Here is a 17116-nt window from a genome sequence, read left to right as displayed (position 1 = left end):
CGTCACCTCAGCTTCGGGTCGAGGGCGTCGCGTACGGCGTCGCCGAGCATGATGAAGGCGAGGACCGTGAGGGCGAGGGCTCCGGAGGGCCAGAGCAGGGCGTGGGGGGCGTTGCGGATGTACGGGGAGGCGGCGGAGATGTCGATGCCCCAGCTGACCGTCGGCGGCTTCAGCCCGACGCCGAGGTACGACAGGGTCGCCTCCAGGGCGATGTAGGTGCCGAGCGCGATGGTCGCCACGACGATCACCGGTGCTACGGCGTTGGGTGTGATGTGGCGTAGGAGAAGGCGGGAGTTGGAGGCGCCGAGGGCGCGGGCGGCCTGGACGTAGTCGTTCTGTTTGGCGGTGATGACGGAGCCGCGGGCGATCCGGGAGATCTGCGGCCAGCCGAGCAGCACCATGAATCCGATGACCGGCCAGATGGTGCTGCTGGTGACCACCGACAGCAGTACGAGCCCGCCGAGCACGACCGGGATCGCGAAGAAGATGTCGGTGATCCGGGACAGGAACGAGTCGCCGACCCCGCCGAAGAACCCGGCCAGCCCGCCGAGCACGCTGCCGAGGAGCGCGACCCCGAGCGTGGCGCAGACGCCGACCGAGACGGATGTACGGGCGCCGTAGACGACGCGTGTGTAGACGTTGCAGCCCTGGCCGTCGTACCCGAAGGGCGCTCCGGGCTGGGAGCCCTCCTGGGCCTTGGCGAGGTCGCACTTGAGGGGGTTGCCGGAGGCGATCAGGGACGGCCAGATCGAGATCACGACCAGGAAGAGGATCACCAGCCCCGAGATGATGAAGACGGGGTTGCGGCGCAGGTCGCGCCAGGCGTCGGACCAGAGGCTGCGGGCCTTGTCCTGGGGGCCGGTGCCCTCCGGGCCGCCCGGCGTCCGCTCCAGCGTCTCCGCCTCGCTCGCCGCCAGGTCCATCGCGCCTCCCGCGCCGGTGCCGGCGATGGCGCCCTCGGGCTCCTTCGGTTCAGGCATAGCGGATCCTCGGGTCGAGTACGGCGTACAGGAGGTCCACGAGCAGGTTGGCCACCAGGAAGACGAGGACGAGGACCGTCACGAAGCCGACGACGGTCTGGGTGTTCTGCCGGAGGATGCCCTGGTAGAGCTGGTAGCCGACGCCGTGGATGTTGAAGATCCGCTCGGTGACGATCGCGCCGCCCATCAGGGCACCGATGTCGGTGCCGATGAAGGTGACGACGGGGATGAGCGAGTTGCGCAGCAGGTGCCGGGTGATGACCCGGCGTCGGGGCAGGCCCTTGGCGACCGCTGTACGGACGTAGTCGGACCGCTTGTTCTCGGCGATGGAGGTGCGGGTCAGCCGGGTGACGTAGGCGAGGGAGACCGAGGCGAGGACCAGGCCGGGGACGATCAGCTCGCCGAAGGTCGCCTCCGTGGAGACGGACGGTTTGATCCAGCCCCACTCGACGCCCAGGAGCAGTTGGAGCAGCAGACCGGTGACGAAGGTGGGGACGGAGATGACGACGAGGGTGACCAGCAGGACGGAGGTGTCGACCGGGCGGCCGCGGCGCAGGCCCGTCACCACGCCCAGGGTGATGCCGATGACGATCTCGAAGAAGATGGCGACGATCGTCAGCCGGATGGTCACCGGGAACGCGCTCGCCATCAGCTCGGTGACCGGCTGGCCGTTGAACGCCGTGCCGAAGTCGCCGGTGAAGACGTTGCCCATGTAGGTCAGGTACTGCTGCACGACCGGCTTATCGAGGCCGAACTCCTTCCTCAGCTGGGCTGCCGTCGCCGGATCGCACTGCCGGTCGCCGCACAGGCCCGCGATGGGGTCGCCCATCACGTTCACCATCAGGAAGATCAGCAGCGTGGCTCCGATGAAGACGGGGATCATCTGGAGCAGTCGCCGGACGACGTACCGTCCCACGGCGGTTCAGCTGACCTTGATCTCGTTGTAGACGGGGACGCTGAACGGATTGAGCTTCACGTCCGACAGCCGCTCCGAGTAGCCGGCGCTGCCGTTCTGGTACCAGAGCGGGATGGCGGCCATGTTGTCGCGGACGACCTCCTCGGCGTCCTGGAAGAGTCCGACGGCCTTGGCGGTGTCGGTCTCGGCGTTGGCCTGGTCGACGAGGTTGTCGAAGTCCTCGTTGGACCACTTGCCGTCGTTGGAGGAGGCGTTGGTGTAGTAGAGCGGCTGGAGGAAGTTCTGGATGAGCGGGTAGTCCATCTGCCAGCCCGCCCGGAACGGACCGCTCATCTTCCGGTCGGTGATCTGGCTGCGGAAGTCGGCGAAGGTGCCGACCGGGTTGCCGACACAGGCCCGGTCGTTGCCGAGCGCGTTGTTGATGGAGTTGCAGACGGCGTCGACCCACTGCTTGTGCGAGCCGGTGTCCGCGTTGTACGTGATCTTGACCTGGCCGCCGGGAAGCCCGCCGCCCTCCTCGATGAGCTTCTTGGCCTCGGCGGCGTCGTACTCGCAGGCGTCGCCGCACAGGCCTTCCTTGAAGCCGCCGTCCTCACCGAGGACCGGGGAGGTCCAGTCGGTGGCGGGGGTGCGGGTCTTCTGGAAGATGGTGTCGGTGATCTGGTCGCGGTCGATGGCCCGGGACAGACCTGTACGGACCTTCTCGCTCCCGGCCTTGTTCCAGTTCTTGTCGTAGAAGGGGAAGGCGAGGGTCTGGATGATGCCGGCGGGAGTGTTGAGGTAGCGGTCGCCGAGGTCGGCCTTGACGTTCTTGAGCTGGGAGGCGGGGACGTCGTCGACGAGGTCGAGGTTGCCGGCCATCAGGTCGGTGTACGCGGTGTTGTTGTCGGTGTAGACCTTGAGGTCGACGCCGCCGTTCTGCGCCTTGTCGGTGCCGGGGTAGGCGTCCCAGGCCCGCAGCGACATCTGTGAGCCCTTGGTGTACGAGTCGACGGTGTACGGGCCGTTGCCGACCGGCTTGCTCAGCCAGGCGTCGTGGTCGTCGAAGAACGCCTGCGGAAGCGGGGCGTAGGCGGGGTAGCCGAGGGTGTCCGGGAAGGTCGAGAACTTCTGGCTGAGCTGGACGGTGAAGGTCCTGTCGCCCGTGACCTTCAGGCCGGAGAGGGTGTCGGCGGACTGCTTGCTGCCGTCCTCCGGGTGCGTCTTGTCGTAGCCCTGGATGTAGCCGAAGAAGTACGCGTTCCGCTGGTTGTTCTTCAGACTCGCGCCGTAGTTCCAGGCGTCGACGAAGGACTTCGCGGTGACCTGCTCGCCGTTGCTGAAGGTCCAGCCGTCCTTGACGGTGACGGTGAAGTTCTGCGAGTCGGTCGTCTCGATCTTCTCGGCGAGCATGTCTTTGGCCTCGCCGGTCTCCGGGTCGTACCGCTTCAGCCCGCGGAAGATCATGTCGAGGACCTTGCCGCCCTGCACCTCGTTGGTGTTGGCCGGCTCCAGCGGGTTCTGCGGGTCACCCCAGGAGGAGCTGAGCACCGCGCCGCTGTCACTGCCGCCGCTGCCGCCGTCCCCACCCCCGCAGGCGGACGCCGCGAGCGCTACCACCGCCGCGCCTGCGGCCCATGTGGCGTGCGTGGCTCTGCGCATGGAGTGCCTCCTGGTGGGGTCCAAGTGAAGGTCCGTCCGTTATCGGCCAATATCGACCTGGAATGGATCACTCGCACGTCAGCTCCACCCGTCCGGGTGCACACAGGGCACAAACAGGCCGCCAGTCCCTCACCAGGGAGCCTTCACCGGTCTGGACCTCTGAGGGTGTCAGTCATATCAACTTGTTATTTCCGCAGGCCACCAGGGGTGCAGGCGCCATTGACGGGTCCGGAGCGGCGCTGATAGACACCGGAAAACCGTCCCCAGTGCGAACGATGACGCGAGGTCAGGTTCCATGCAGCTGAAGAGACACGTCGGACTCCGGACCCGCATTCCCCTGATGGTGGCCGCACTTCTCACGATGTCGGCGGTCCTCGTACCCCAGTCGGCCACGGCCGCGGACGACAAGAAGGTCCTCACCGTCGCCGTCTCGCAGAGCATGGACTCGCTGAGCCCGTTCCTGGCGAGCCGTCTGGTCAGCACCAGCGTCCACCGGCTGATGTACGAGTACCTCACCAACTACGACCCCAAGGACGCCCACGCGATCCCGGGTCTGGCCACCAAGTGGACGCCGTCCGCCGACAAGCTCACCTGGACGTACACGATCCGCTCCGGCACCAAGTGGTCCGACGGCAAGCCGGTCACCGCCGAGGACGCGGCCTGGACGTTCAACAAGATGATGACCGACGAGAACGCCGCCACCGCGAACGGCAGCTTCGTCTCCAACTTCAAAAAGGTGACGGCTCCGAGCCCCACCGAGCTGGTCATAGAGCTGGACAAGCCGCAGGCCACGATGGCCGCCCTCGATGTGCCGATCGTGCCCAAGCACATCTGGGAGAAGGTCAAGGACTTCTCCAAGTTCAACAACGACAAGGAATTCCCCATTGTCGGCAACGGCCCGTTCGTCCTCACCGGATACAAGGCCGACAGCTATGTGCGTCTCGAGCCCAACAAAAGCTTCTGGCGCGGGGCTCCGAAGTTCGACGAACTGCTCTTCAAGTACTACAAGGACGGTGACGCGGCCGTAGCGGCCCTCCAGAAGGGCGAGGTGTCCTTCGTCGGTGACCTGACACCCGCACAGGCGTCCGCGCTCAAGAGCCAGCAGGACATCAAGGTCAACGACGCGCCCGGCCGCCGCTTCTACGCCCTCGCCACCAACCCGGGCGCACAGGCCGCGAACGGCGACAAGTTCGGCAACGGCGACGCATCGCTCCTGGACCAGCGGGTACGGCAGGCGCTCTTCATGGCCGTCGACCGTACGACCCTCGTCGACAGGGTCTTCCAGGGTCACGCCGTCGAGGGCGAGGGGTACATCCCGCCGCGCTTCTCGACGTACTACTGGAAACCGTCGGCGAACCAGGAGATCGGCTACGACCCCGCGAAGGCGGCCCGGCTCCTGGACCAGGCGGGCTACAAGAAGAACGGCGACGGCAAGCGGGTCGGCAAGGACGGCAAGCCGCTCGACTACCGCATCCTGTGCCACGCCACCGACCCGGAGGACAAGGCCGTCGGCCAGTACCTCAAGGAGTGGTGGGCCGACCTCGGCATCGGCGTCACGCTGGACTGCCTGGACAACGTGAGCGATCCCTGGCTCGCGGGCGACTACGACCTGGCCTTCGACGGCTGGTCCGTCAACCCCGACCCCGACTTCGTGCTGTCCATCCACACCTGCGGCGCCCTCCCCGCCACCCCTGACGACGTGGGCGCGACCGACAACTTCATCTGCGACAAGTCGTACGACAAGCTCTACGCGCAGCAGCTCGCCGAGTACGACGCGGCCAAACGGGCCGACATAGTGAAGAAGATGGAGTCACGGCTGTACGACCTCGGGTACATGAACGTCATGGCGTACCCGAACGCGGTCGAGGCCTACCGCACCGACCAGATCAAGTCGATCACCACCATGCCTCAGGAGGCGGGCAACATCTTCGGTCAGGACGGCTACTGGAGCTGGTGGTCGGCGGTACCGGCCGCCTCCGGTTCCGGTGACTCCGACGGCTCGGGCTCGACGGGCGTGGTCGTGGGCATCGTGGCCGGCGTGGTCGTCCTCGTGGGTGCGGGCGTGTTCTTCGGGCTGCGGCGGCGGGCGACCGCCGAGGACCGTGAGTAGCGTTCATGGCGGCTGAGACAGCGGCGGCGACGGCGCCGAAGACCGCGCGCCCCGGCACCGGGTATGTGCGCTACGGGGCGGGCAAGGTGGGCGGCGCCCTCGTCTCGCTCTTCGCCGTCCTCGTCACCAGCTTCTTCCTGTTCCGGCTGATCCCCGGCGACCCGGTGAAGTACATGACCGGCGGCCGTCAGGTGTCGAACGAGCAGCTGGCCGCGTACCGCCGGGAGTTCGGCCTCGATCTGCCGATGTGGGAGCAGTTCGTCGACTACTGCGGCAAGGCTCTCACCGGGGATCTGGGCACGTCGTACCAGTTCCGGACCCCCGTCATCGACAAGATCACCGAAGCGCTCCCGAACACGCTGATCCTCACCGGTACGGCATTCGTCCTCTACACCGCGCTGGGCATCTTCCTCGGCACCCGCTCGGCCTGGCGGCACGGCGGGCTCGGCGACCGCCTCAACACCGGCCTGGCGCTGACGTTGTACTCCATCCCCTCCTTCTGGCTCGGGCTGCTGCTCATCATCGTGTTCGCGGTGGGCATCGGCCCGATCCCGGGGCTGTTCCCGACCGGTGGCATGGAGTCGGGGGGTGAGGAGGGCTTCGCGTACGTCGTCGATGTCGCCCACCATCTCGTGCTGCCGGTGATCACCCTGGTCGCGGTCGAGTACGGCCAGACGCTGCTGGTCACCCGCTCGGCGCTGCTGGACGAGATGGGCAGCGACTATCTGACGACCGCACGCGCCAAGGGGCTCAGAGACGATCTGGTCCGGCGGCGGCATGCCGTACCCAACGCCATGCTGCCGACCGTGACGCTGATCTTCGTGAACCTGGGCCGGACGGTCGCGGGCGTGATCCTGGTGGAGACGGTGTTCTCCTGGCCCGGCCTGGGCGGGCTCTTCTACCAGGCGCTGAGCGTGCCCGATCTCCCCCTGGTCCAGGGCCTGTTCTTCGTCTTCGCCGCGGTGGTGATCGTGATGAACACGCTGGCCGATCTGATCTATCCGCTGCTCGATCCCCGGGTTGGCCGATGACGACTTCTGACACTCCGCTCAAGGCGGGGCCACGCACGCTGGCCTGGCAGCGGCGGCGGGACTCCGCGGCCCGCTTCTGGAAGCAGTACCGGACCCATCGCGCCGGGCTGCTGGGCCTGGGCGCGCTCGCGCTGTTCGTCGTTCTCGCGCTGACCGCGCCGCTGACGGTCGGCTCGGACGTCGCGAGCGTGACGGACGCGCCGGGCCGTCCGATGGAGAGCCCGAGCACCGAATTCCCGCTCGGCACCGACCGGTTCGGGCGCGATCTGCTGGGACTGCTGGTGTGGGGCTCGCGGGTCTCGCTGCTCGTGGGGCTGCTGGCGGCGGTGCTGTCGGTGCTGATCGGCGGGCTGGTCGGCATCACGGCCGGGCACTTCCGTGGACCGTACGCCACCGTGGTGATGCGGATCACGGACTGGTTCCTGGTGATGCCGACGCTGGTCCTGGCGATCGCGCTCGCCACCGTGATGTCCCGTTCGCTCGGCACGATCATCCTGGCGATCGGCGTGACCATCTGGCCCACGACGGCCCGCCTTGTACGGGCGCAGACGCTGGCGGTGGAGTCACGGCCGTACATCGAACGCGCGAAGGCGCTCGGCGGCGGGCACTGGCACATCATGTCCCGGCATGTGCTGCCCAATGTGATGCCGCTGATCCTGGCGCAGACGACCCTGATGATCTCCACCTCCATCCTCGCCGAGGCCACGCTGGCCTTCCTCGGCCTCGGTGATCCGACAGTCGTGTCCTGGGGCGGCATGCTCCAGGAGGCCCGTGAGGCGGGCGCGGTCAGCTCCGGCGACTGGTGGTACCTGGTGCCGCCGGGTGTCGCGATCGCCGTGATCGCGCTGGCGTTCACGCTGTGCGGGCGTGCGGTGGAGTCCGTTCTCAACCCCAGGCTGGGGGTGGCCCGTTGACGCTGCTGGAGGTCCGGAACCTGGAGGTGACCTACCCCGGCGGGGCGGCCGCGGTGCGGGGCGTCGACCTGACGCTGGCGGCGGGCCAGAAGCTGGGTCTCGCGGGCGAGTCCGGGTGCGGGAAGTCGACGCTGGCCCTCGCCCTGCTGAGGCTGCTGCCGGCCGGGACCCGGATCACCGGTTCGGTGCTGCTGGACGGCGAGGACGTGCTGACCATGCGGTGGGGGCGGGTGCGAGCGGTGCGCTGGGCGGGCGCCTCGATCGTCTTCCAGGGCGCGATGCACTCCCTCAACGCCGTGCACCGCATCGGCGACCAGATCGCCGAGCCGATCCTGCTGCACGGCGGGGGGACCGCGGCGGCGGCGCGGCGTCGGACGGGCGAGCTGCTGGAGCACGTGGGCCTGCCGGCGGCGCGTGCCTCCGCCTACCCGCACGAACTCTCCGGCGGCCAGCGCCAGCGCGTGATGATCGCCATGGCGCTGGCCTGCGATCCCCAGCTGGTCGTCGCCGACGAACCCACCACCGCCCTGGACGTGATGATCCAGGCCCAGATCCTCCGCCTGATCGAGGGGCTCGTCGCCGAACAGGACCTCGGCCTCATCATGATCAGCCACGACCTGGCCGTCCTCGCCGACACCTGCGACCGGCTCGCGGTGATGTACGCGGGCCGCGTGGTCGAGGAAGGCCCCGCCCGGGAGATCTACGAGAACGCCCACCACCCGTACGCCGAAGCGCTGTCGTCCGCGTTCCCGCGCATCGGCGACCCGTCGTCCCGGTTCGCTCCGCGGGGCTTGGCGGGCGACCCACCGGATCCGTCCGATCTGCCGTCGGGGTGCGCGTTCCATCCGCGGTGCGGGGTGGCGCTGGACGAGTGCGCCTCGGAGGACCAGGTGCTGCGGGAGGCGGGGCAGGGGCGGCGTGCGGCGTGCGTGCATGTGGCGGCGACGCGGGTGTCCGAGACGCTCGCGGGCGGTCCTGGGGAGGTGGACGGAGACGCAGCCATGAGGGCTGGCGCGACAGGGTCCGCCCACGCGGCAGAGGCCTCCCAGGCACCGGACACCGACGGCCCGGCGACGGGGACGGGTGGGCCGACGACCGCGGTCGGCGCGACAGGGCACGCCGGCACGGCCGAGAACCCCCCAGCCCCGGACACCGGCGACTCGGCGCCAGGGACGAATGGACCGGCGACCGCGGCAGGTACGACAGGCCACGCCCGCACGGCCGAGAACTCCCGAGCACCGGCCACCGGCAACCCGCCGGCGGGACCGGCAGAGGCGACGACCGCGGTCGGTACGACAGGCCACGCCCGCACAGCCGAGAACCCCCCAGCCCCGGACACCGGCAACCCGCCGGCAGAGACGAAAGGACCGGCGACCGCAGCAGGTACGACAGGCCACGCCCGCACGGCCGAGAACCCCCCAGCCCCGGACACCGGCAACCCGCCGGCGGGACCGGCAGAGGCGACGACCGCGGTCGGTACGGCAGGCCACGCCCGCACAGCCGAGAACCCCCGACCCCCGGACACCGGCAACCCGCCGGCAGGGACGAAAGGACCGGCGACCGCGGCAGGTACGACAGGCCACGCCCGCACAGCCGAGAACCCCCCAGCCCCGGACACCGGCAACCCGCCGGCAGGACCGGCAGAGGCGACGACCGCGGTCGGTGCGGCAGGGCCCGTTAGCGCAGGCGAGGACCTCCCGCACCCGCCCACGGCCACGCGCGACGCCGGTGGTTCTACCGCTGCCGGTGACCCGAGGAGTGCTTCATGACGACATCGCCGCCGCCCCTGCTCACCGCCCAGGGTCTGCACGTCACCTTCCCCGGGCGGCACGGTGCCGCTCCCGCTCGGGCCGTTGACGGTGTCGACCTCGACATCCGGGCCGGGGAGATCGTCGCGCTGGTCGGTGAGTCGGGATGCGGCAAGACGACACTCGCCCGGACGCTGCTCGGCCTGGTGACGCCGACCGGGGGGCGGGTCAGCTTTGCCGGGGAGCCGCTGTCGTACAACTCCCGGGCGCTGAAGGCCTACCGCAGGCGGGTGCAGTTGGTGCTCCAGGATCCGTCCGGCTCGCTCAACCCACGGCACACGGTGTACGACGCGGTGGCCGAGGGGCTGCGGATCCACGGATACGGCGGTGACGAGCGGGAGGCGGTCGCGCAGGCCCTGTCCCGGGCCGGGCTACGGCCACCCGAGCGCTTCTTCCTGCGCTACCCGCACGAGCTGTCCGGCGGCCAGCGGCAGCGTGTCGTGATCGCGGGAGCGTTGGTACTGGACCCCGAACTCATCGTCGCCGACGAGCCGGTGGCGTCCCTCGACGCCTCCGTGCGCGGCGAGATCCTCGCCCTGCTGCTGCGGCTGCGCAACGAACTGGGCCTGGCGGCACTGGTGGTGACCCACGACCTGGGCCTGGCGTGGAACATCGCCGACCGGGTGGCGGTGATGTACCTGGGCCGGATCGTGGAGACGGGCGCCGTTGAGGACGTCCTGACCTCACCGCAACACCCGTACACCCAGGCACTGTTGTCCGTCGTCCCGGAGGCGCCCGGGGACCCGGTCGTCCTCACCGGCGAGCCCCCCGACCCTGCCCGTATCCCCTCCGGCTGCCGCTTCCACGCCCGCTGCCAGGTCCTGGCCGGCGGCGAGGCGGAGACGGCGGGTGTCGCGGACGCCTGCCGGACCCTGGACCTGGAGGTCCTGGACGGGGGCGGCGGGGCGCAGGTGGCGTGTCATTGGGCGCGGTCCCGGGTCATCGCTACGTGACAGCCACCAACTCGACCTCGAAACCGTCGGTGTTGGCGAGGTAGGCCGCGTAGTGCTCGGGGCCGCCCGCGTGCGGGTAGCGGTCCGCGAAGAGCGGCGTCCAGCCGTGAGCGTGGGCTTCGGCGGCCAGCACGTCGACCTGCTCGCGGCTTCCGGCGTGGAACGCGAGGTGGTTGAGGCCGGGGCGCGTCCGGTCGTGTTCAACGCCGTCGGTCATGGCCGGTGACTGTTCGACGACGAGATACGCCGTCCCCTGGCGCCAGCTGCGACCGTGCTCCCACTCCTGGTACGGCCCGTAGCCGATCCTGCCGAGCAGCCAGCCCCATTCCCGTGTCGCGCGCGGCAGGTCGGGAACCCACAGCTCGATGTGGTGAAGCATCCGCCTCTCCCGTGAAAACGCCGGTTCCCGGCACCTGCTGTGAGGTGCCGGGAACCGGTGCGGAGGTGTTCACGCCGCGTGGACGACGTCCTTCTCCTCGGCGAAGTGACAGGCCGACTCGTGCGCCGCCGGGGTGTCCTCGCCCCGGAACCGCTCGGGGACCGCGAGGATCGGGACCTCCTGCGCGCACTTGTCCTGCGCCTTCCAGCAGCGGGTGCGGAAGCGGCAGCCGGACGGCGGATTGGCCGGCGACGGCACATCGCCGGTCAGGATGATCCGCTCGCGGTGGTCACGGGCGTCCGGGTCCGGGACGGGGACCGCCGACAGCAGCGCCTGGGTGTAGGGGTGCGTCGGGTGGTCGTAGATCTGCTCGTCGGAGCCGATCTCCGCCATCTTCCCGAGGTACATGACGCCCACGCGGTCCGAGATGTGCCGGACGATCGACAGGTCGTGCGCGATGAAGAGGTAGGAGAGGTTGAACTCGTCCTGGAGTCGCTCCATCAGGTTGATGACCTGCGCCTGGACCGAGACGTCCAGCGCCGACACCGGCTCGTCGCAGATGATGATCTCGGGGTTGAGCGCCAACCCGCGCGCGATACCGATGCGCTGACGCTGACCGCCCGAGAACTGGTGCGGGTAGCGGTTGATGTACTCCGGGTTGAGACCGACGACGTCCAGCAGGTCCTGGACCCGCTTGCGCCGGTCGCCCTTCGGGGCCACCTCGGGGTGGATGTCGTACGGCTCACCGATGATGTCGCCGACCGTCATCCGCGGGTTGAGCGAGGTGTACGGGTCCTGGAACACCATCTGGATGTTGCGGCGGACCGCCTTCAGGGCACGACCGGACAACTTGGTGATGTCCTGGCCCTTGTAGAAGATCTCGCCGGCGGTGGCCCTCTCCAGGTTCATCAGGAGCTTGGCGACCGTGGACTTGCCGCAGCCGGACTCGCCCACGATGCCCAGGGTCTCGCCCTGGTACAGGTCGAAGGAGATGCCGTCGACGGCTTTGACGGCGCCGATCTGTTTCTTGAACAGGATGCCCTGGGTGAGCGGGAAGTGTTTCACCAGGTTGCGCACCTGGAGAATCGGCTCACCGCGTTCGACCGGGGCCTCGATGGCCGCGACGGCCTCCGACTCGGAGTCGGCGGCCACGGTCTCCACGTCGGAGACGTTCGGCGTGGCGTCCTGCGGCTCGTCGTTCTTGCCGAACTCAGCCATGGATCGTCTCCTTCCAGAAGTGGCAGGCCGAACCGCGGCCCACCAACTCGGTGCCGTCCTGCTCGGTGACCGGCTTCAGATCCGGCACCTCCGTACGGCACAGGTCCGTCGCCTTGGGGCAGCGCGGGTTGAAGGCGCAACCGGACGGAATGCGCAGCAGGTTGGGCGGCAGACCCTTGATCGCGTAGAGCTCCTGGCCCTTCTGGTCCAGGCGCGGGATCGAGTCCAGTAGACCGCGCGTGTACGGGTGCGCGGGGCGCTTGTACAGCTCGTGGACCGGGGCACGCTCCACGATCCGGCCCGCGTACATCACGGCGATCTTGTCGGCGACGTCGGCGACCACGCCGAGGTCGTGGGTGATCAGGATCAGGCCCATGTTGTACTCGCGCTGCAAGTCGGCGAGCAGATCCATGACCTGGGCCTGGACGGTCACGTCGAGGGCCGTGGTCGGTTCGTCGGCGATGATCAGATCCGGTTCCAGGGCCAGCGCCATCGCGATCATGATGCGCTGGCGCATACCGCCGGAGAACTGGTGCGGGTAGTCGCCCACCCGCGCCGCGGCGGCCGGGATCTTCACCCGGTCCATCAGCTCGATCGCCTTGGCCTTGGCGTCCTTCTTGGACATGCCCTGGTGCACGCGGAACATCTCGCCGAGCTGGTAGCCGACGCTGAGCACCGGGTTCAGCGAGCTGAGCGCGTCCTGGAAGATCATGGCGATCTTCTGGCCGCGGATCTTACGGCGCTCCTCGCCGGACATCGTCAGCATGTCCTGGCCGCGGAAGAGGATCTCGCCCTTGGGGATCCGGGCCGGGGGCATGTCGAGGATGCCCATGATGGCCTGTGCGGTCACGGACTTGCCGGAGCCGGACTCGCCGAGCACGGCGAGGGTCTCGCCCGCGCTGACGCTGTAGTTGACGCCGTTGACGGCCTTGGCCAGGCCCTCGCGGGTGTGGAACTCGACGTGCAGGTCACGCACTTCGAGCAGCGGGGAGCCATCGCCGTCGCGAGGCGAGGGCACGGATACTTCTTCGATGACGGTCACGTACGCCTCCCTCAGCGCATCTTCGGGTCGAGGGCGTTGCGTACGGCCTCACCGAGCATGATGAATGCCAGCACCGTGATGCTGAGCATGATCGACGGGTAGAGCATGATCCACTGGGCGACACGGATCTGGTTGCCGCCGTCGGAGATGTCATTGCCCCACGAGACTCCGCTGAGCCCGAGGCCCAGGAAGGACAGCGTCGCCTCGGCCGTGATGTAGACGCCGAGCGAGATGGTGGCGACGACGATCACCGGGGCCATGGTGTTCGGCAGGATGTGCCGGAACATGATCCGCGGAGTGCTCGCGCCCAGGGCCTTGGCCGCCTGCACGTAGTCGGACTGCTTGGTGGTGATCACCGCGCCGCGCATCACACGGGAGATCTGCGTCCAGCCGAAGAAGCCCAGCGCGCCGATGACGATCCAGGTCGTGCGCTCCGCGAAGGAGTTGAGGAAGACCATGGTGCCGAGCAGGAACGGAATACCGAAGAAGACGTCCGTCAGCCGCGACAGGATCGAGTCGACGATGCCGCCGAAGTACCCGGCGATCATGCCCACCAGACCGCCCACGAGCGTGACGAGGACGGTGGTGCCGAAGCCGACGGCTATGGAGGCCCGGGTGCCGTAGATGACACGGGCGTACACGCTGCGGCCCTGCTGGTCGTAGCCGAGCCAGTCGGCCGAACCGACCTCGCCCAGCTTGGGCTTCTGCAGATAGTGATTGGAGAGGTCGCCGAGGATCGGCTGCGCGCTGGTGAACCACCCGGGGAAGAAGGTGATCAGCAGCAGGATGAAGATGAGCACGCTGGAGATGATGAAGATCCAGCTGCGGCGGAGGTCGGCCCAGGCGTCGCCCCACAGGCTGCGGGCCTTCTCCGGTTTGGCCCCGGGCGTCAGCTCCGGATACGCGGGGTCCACCGGGTTCACCGCACCGGCCTTGACGTCGGTCTTGGTCACATCAGGCATAGCGAATCCTCGGGTCAAGGACCGCGTAGAGCAGGTCGACGAGCAGGTTGGCGAGGAGATAGATGAGCACCAGGACCGTCACGAGGCCGACCAGGGTGGTTCCCTCGCGGCGCACGATCGACTGGTAGATCGTGAGCCCGATGCCCTGGATGTTGAACAGGCCCTCGGTGACGACGGCGCCGCCCATCAGCGCGCCGATGTCGGTGCCCAGGTAGGTGATCACCGGGATCATCGAGTTGCGCATGAGGTGGACGCCCACCACACGGCTCCTGGGCAGACCCTTGGCGATCGCGGTGCGGATGTAGTCCGCGCGCCGGTTCTCGGCGATCGAGGTCCGGGTCAGCCGGGTCACATACGCCAGTGACGCTGTCGCCAGCACAATCGCCGGCATCAGCAACTGACCGTAGTCCGAGGAGTCGTTGACGTTCGGCTCCAGCCACCCCAACTGCTCGGCGAAGACCAGCTTGCAGATGAAGCCGAGGACGAAGACGGGGACCGAGATGAACAGCAGCGCGACCGCCAGGACCGCGTTGTCCGTGAACCGCCCGGCGCGCAGGCCCGCGGCGACGCCCAGGGCGATACCCAGGACGAGCTCGATGGCGAAGGCCAGGGACGCGAGGCGGATCGTCACCGGGAAGGCGTCGCCCAGTACGTCCGTGACGGGGCGCCCACTGGCGATCTGGGTGCCGAAGTCGCCATGCAGGATCATGTCCTTCATGTAATTCCAGTACTGCACCAGGATCGGCTGGTCCAGGCCGTACTCATGTCTCAGCGCCGCGATGACCTGCGGGCTGCCGGCCTTGTCGCCGAAGAGGCCGCGCACGGGGTCACCGGGCAGGGCGTAGACCATGAGAAAGATCAGCAGAGTTGTCCCGATGAACACCGGGATCATCTGGAGCAGTCGTCGTGCGACGTAGCGCCCCATCGTGCCTCCATGTCAGTCACGGCGGCAGCCAACGGGCCCTTTCCCCGCGCATCACCTGAAGATGCGGGTGGAAAGGGCCCCCCGGCCGCTGCCGTTCCCCGGGCGGGTCACGCCGCGCCCGGGACAACGGTCGTTGCGGTTACTTCTTGACCTCTACGCCGGTCAGGATCGGGTCACCGTCCTGGGCGTACTTGACGCCGCTGACCTTCTCCGAGTAGCCCGCGTTGACCTTGTAGTACCAGAGCGGAATGCTCGGCATGTACTCGGGGAGCTTCTTCTCGAGCTGCTGGTACAGCTTCTCCGACTCCTCCTGCGTCTTGGCGGCGTCGGCGTCCTTGATCAGCTTGTCGACCTCCGGGTTGGAGAAGCCGCTCTGGTTTCCGGACGAGTTGGTGCCGAACAGGTCGCGGAGGAAGTTGGCGTTGAACGGGTAGTCGAGCACCCAGCCGGAGCGGTACATCGACTTGACCTCCTTCGCGTCACGCGCGTCGAGGTCGGCCTGGAAGTCGGCCTTGGAGTCGCCGGTGCAGGCGACGCCGGTGGCCTTGGTGATGGAGCCGCAGACCGCCTCCACCCACTCCTTGTGACCGCCGTCCGCGTTGAACTGGATGGAGATCTTGTTGCCCGGAACGCCGCCGCCCTCCTTGATGAGCGCCTTGGCCTTGGCCGGGTCGTACGTGAAGATGTCGGTGCCCAGGCTCGGCTGGTAGCCGAGGACGCCCTTGGCGACCCAGCCGGTGGCGGGCTCGCGGGTGCCCTGGAGCACGGTCTTGGTGATGGTGTTGCGGTCGATCGCCATCGACAGGCCCTGAAGGACCTTGGGGTCGATGTCCTTCCACTGGTCGGTGTAGAAGGCCGGGGCGATCGTCTGGATCGCGGAGTAGGCCTGGTCGACCGCGCGGTCGCCGAGGTCCTGCTTGTAGACGGGCAGGTCGCGGGGGGCGATCTGGCGCAGGACGTCCACGTTGCCGGACTTCAGGTCCTCGTAGGCCGTCTCCAGGTTGGTGTAGTTCTTGAAGATCACACCACCGTTCTTGGCCTTGTTCGGACCCTGGTAGTCGTCGTTGCGGGCGACCTCGATCTGCTTCTTGTGGTCCCAGCTGACGAACTTGTAGGGGCCGTTGCCGACCGGCTTCTCGCCCGCGGCCGCGGGGTCCTTGTAGAAGGACTCGGGGAGCGGCGAGAAGACCTCGTAGCCCAGCTTGTAGACGAAGTAGGGCAGCGGCGTGGTGAGCGTGATGGTGAAGGTCGAGTCGTCGACGACCTTCAGGCCCTTCATCTCCGTGGCCGTGGCCTTGCCCTTCTCGGGCGCGACGTCGGAGTAGCCCTCGATGTCGGAGAACCAGAAGCTGTTGGTCTGCTTGTTGTCCGGGTTCGCGGCCCAGTTCCACGCCTTGACGTAGGACTCGGCGGTCACGGGGGTGCCGTCGTGGAACTTCCAGCCGGACTTCAGCTTGACCGTGAACGTCTTGTTGTCGGTGGAGTCCACCGACTGCGCGTTCATCATGACGATCTTGCCGGAGGAGTCGTAGTCCACCAGCCCGGTGAACAGCGCCTTGGTGACAATGCTGCCGTTGGACTCCATGGTGTTGGCCGGCTGCAGCGGGTTCTGCGGCTCGCCCACCTCGATGGAGAACTTGCCGTTCGGATCGACGGCGGCATTGCTGTCGTCGCCGCTGCCGCTGTCACTGCCACCACAGGCGGTCGCGGCAAGCGCCACAACCGCGGCTATCGCGACCCACTTGGCGCTCTTGGCACCACGCATGGGTTCCTCCTCATGAGTCCATTGGTTCACCGCAAGGGGGAGCACGAGACACGCCACCGTCACCGGTGCCGGAGATAGTCAAGTGCCCCCACGCTCGTGAGTCGGCGCCACCTGAAGCGCGTGACCCGTAAATCCGAGCTCTACGCGCCTAACTATCTGCCATGGGCCGATGGCCGAACCACACTCCCAAGGTCTCGGTTCGATCACACCTGGCGCCTACTTCTTCCAAAATCCGGACAAAGGGTTTGCCGAAAGATCCCTGCGAAACGGACTTGTTACACATCTATCGGTCGGGGGCGTCCGTATTCCGGACGAAGCGGAGGAGAAAACCAGTTGCGCTTGCGGCGGCCCGCGCGCGTGGTGCCGTCGACAGGTCCGCGAGGCTCCGGACGCGCGGCCTCTGACAAGACATCAGGGCGAGAACAGGGCGCGTCGGCAGCAGGGTAGTCCGATTCGGGCGGCCTGTGAGCCT

13 protein-coding genes and 1 pseudogene are annotated in these 17116 nt (G+C 68.1%); 5 read left to right on the top strand and 9 right to left on the bottom strand.

Annotated elements, in window-relative coordinates; translation table 11 throughout:
* Positions 1 to 2: 2 nt before the first annotated feature.
* Genes ACIHFB_RS28300 through ACIHFB_RS28290 form a run of 3 tightly spaced genes read right to left on the bottom strand, consistent with a single transcriptional unit; the run spans position 3 to position 3537 of the window.
* Positions 3 to 980, bottom strand: coding sequence for an ABC transporter permease (locus ACIHFB_RS28300; protein ID WP_365284374.1), 978 nt, complete (start codon positions 978 to 980; stop codon positions 3 to 5).
* Positions 973 to 1896: an ABC transporter permease gene (locus ACIHFB_RS28295; RefSeq protein WP_365284372.1), complete on the bottom strand. Its 924-nt coding sequence runs from the start codon at positions 1894 to 1896 to the stop codon at positions 973 to 975. Before ACIHFB_RS28295 ends, ACIHFB_RS28300 begins: the two co-directional genes overlap by 8 nt.
* Before the next feature lie 6 nt (positions 1897 to 1902).
* Positions 1903 to 3537, bottom strand: coding sequence for an ABC transporter substrate-binding protein (locus ACIHFB_RS28290; protein ID WP_365284370.1), 1635 nt, complete (start codon positions 3535 to 3537; stop codon positions 1903 to 1905).
* A gap of 340 nt (positions 3538 to 3877) precedes the next feature.
* On the opposite strand from ACIHFB_RS28290, the gene ACIHFB_RS28285 reads away from it, so the two are divergent.
* The 5 genes and pseudogenes from ACIHFB_RS28285 to ACIHFB_RS28265 all read left to right on the top strand — a co-directional run bounded on the left by ACIHFB_RS28285 (position 3878) and on the right by ACIHFB_RS28265 (position 10353).
* Positions 3878 to 5647: an ABC transporter substrate-binding protein gene (locus tag ACIHFB_RS28285; protein WP_400128716.1), complete on the top strand. Its 1770-nt coding sequence runs from the start codon at positions 3878 to 3880 to the stop codon at positions 5645 to 5647.
* A 5-nt stretch (positions 5648 to 5652) separates the two neighbouring features.
* Positions 5653 to 6678, top strand: coding sequence for an ABC transporter permease (locus ACIHFB_RS28280; RefSeq protein WP_365284368.1), 1026 nt, complete (start codon positions 5653 to 5655; stop codon positions 6676 to 6678).
* A complete protein-coding gene (locus tag ACIHFB_RS28275) occupies positions 6675 to 7592 on the top strand; it encodes an ABC transporter permease (RefSeq protein ID WP_365284366.1) in 918 nt (305 codons plus the stop codon). The genes ACIHFB_RS28280 and ACIHFB_RS28275 overlap by 4 nt, the downstream gene beginning before the upstream one ends.
* Positions 7589 to 8530: pseudogene (locus ACIHFB_RS28270) on the top strand (ABC transporter ATP-binding protein); the annotation flags it as partial. The gene ACIHFB_RS28275 and the pseudogene ACIHFB_RS28270, both read left to right, overlap by 4 nt.
* An 827-nt stretch (positions 8531 to 9357) precedes the next feature.
* Positions 9358 to 10353: an ABC transporter ATP-binding protein gene (locus tag ACIHFB_RS28265; RefSeq protein WP_365284364.1), complete on the top strand. Its 996-nt coding sequence runs from the start codon at positions 9358 to 9360 to the stop codon at positions 10351 to 10353.
* Here ACIHFB_RS28265 and ACIHFB_RS28260 read toward each other — a convergent pair.
* The 6 genes from ACIHFB_RS28260 to ACIHFB_RS28235 all read right to left on the bottom strand — a co-directional run bounded on the left by ACIHFB_RS28260 (position 10346) and on the right by ACIHFB_RS28235 (position 16644).
* A complete protein-coding gene (locus tag ACIHFB_RS28260) occupies positions 10346 to 10732 on the bottom strand; it encodes a VOC family protein (protein ID WP_365284362.1) in 387 nt (128 codons plus the stop codon). The genes ACIHFB_RS28265 and ACIHFB_RS28260 overlap by 8 nt on opposite strands.
* Positions 10733 to 10801: 69 nt before the next feature.
* Entirely contained in the window at positions 10802 to 11950 is a 1149-nt protein-coding gene (locus ACIHFB_RS28255; protein ID WP_365284360.1) for a dipeptide ABC transporter ATP-binding protein, read from the bottom strand.
* Positions 11943 to 12992: an ABC transporter ATP-binding protein gene (locus ACIHFB_RS28250; protein ID WP_365284358.1), complete on the bottom strand. Its 1050-nt coding sequence runs from the start codon at positions 12990 to 12992 to the stop codon at positions 11943 to 11945. Before ACIHFB_RS28250 ends, ACIHFB_RS28255 begins: the two co-directional genes overlap by 8 nt.
* A gap of 11 nt (positions 12993 to 13003) precedes the next feature.
* Entirely contained in the window at positions 13004 to 13954 is a 951-nt protein-coding gene (locus ACIHFB_RS28245; RefSeq protein ID WP_365284356.1) for an ABC transporter permease, read from the bottom strand.
* On the bottom strand, positions 13947 to 14879 hold the full coding sequence (locus ACIHFB_RS28240) for an ABC transporter permease (RefSeq protein WP_365284354.1): 933 nt from the start codon (positions 14877 to 14879) through the stop codon (positions 13947 to 13949). Before ACIHFB_RS28240 ends, ACIHFB_RS28245 begins: the two co-directional genes overlap by 8 nt.
* Before the next feature lie 139 nt (positions 14880 to 15018).
* Entirely contained in the window at positions 15019 to 16644 is a 1626-nt protein-coding gene (locus ACIHFB_RS28235) for an ABC transporter substrate-binding protein (protein ID WP_365284352.1), read from the bottom strand.
* Positions 16645 to 17116: the final 472 nt, after the last annotated feature.

Source organism: Streptomyces sp. NPDC051963 (assembly GCF_044593495.1).
Classification (GTDB): domain Bacteria; phylum Actinomycetota; class Actinomycetes; order Streptomycetales; family Streptomycetaceae; genus Streptomyces.
The sequence above is the reverse complement of the archived record's forward strand: the minus strand, read 5'-3'. Positions and strand labels throughout refer to the sequence as shown.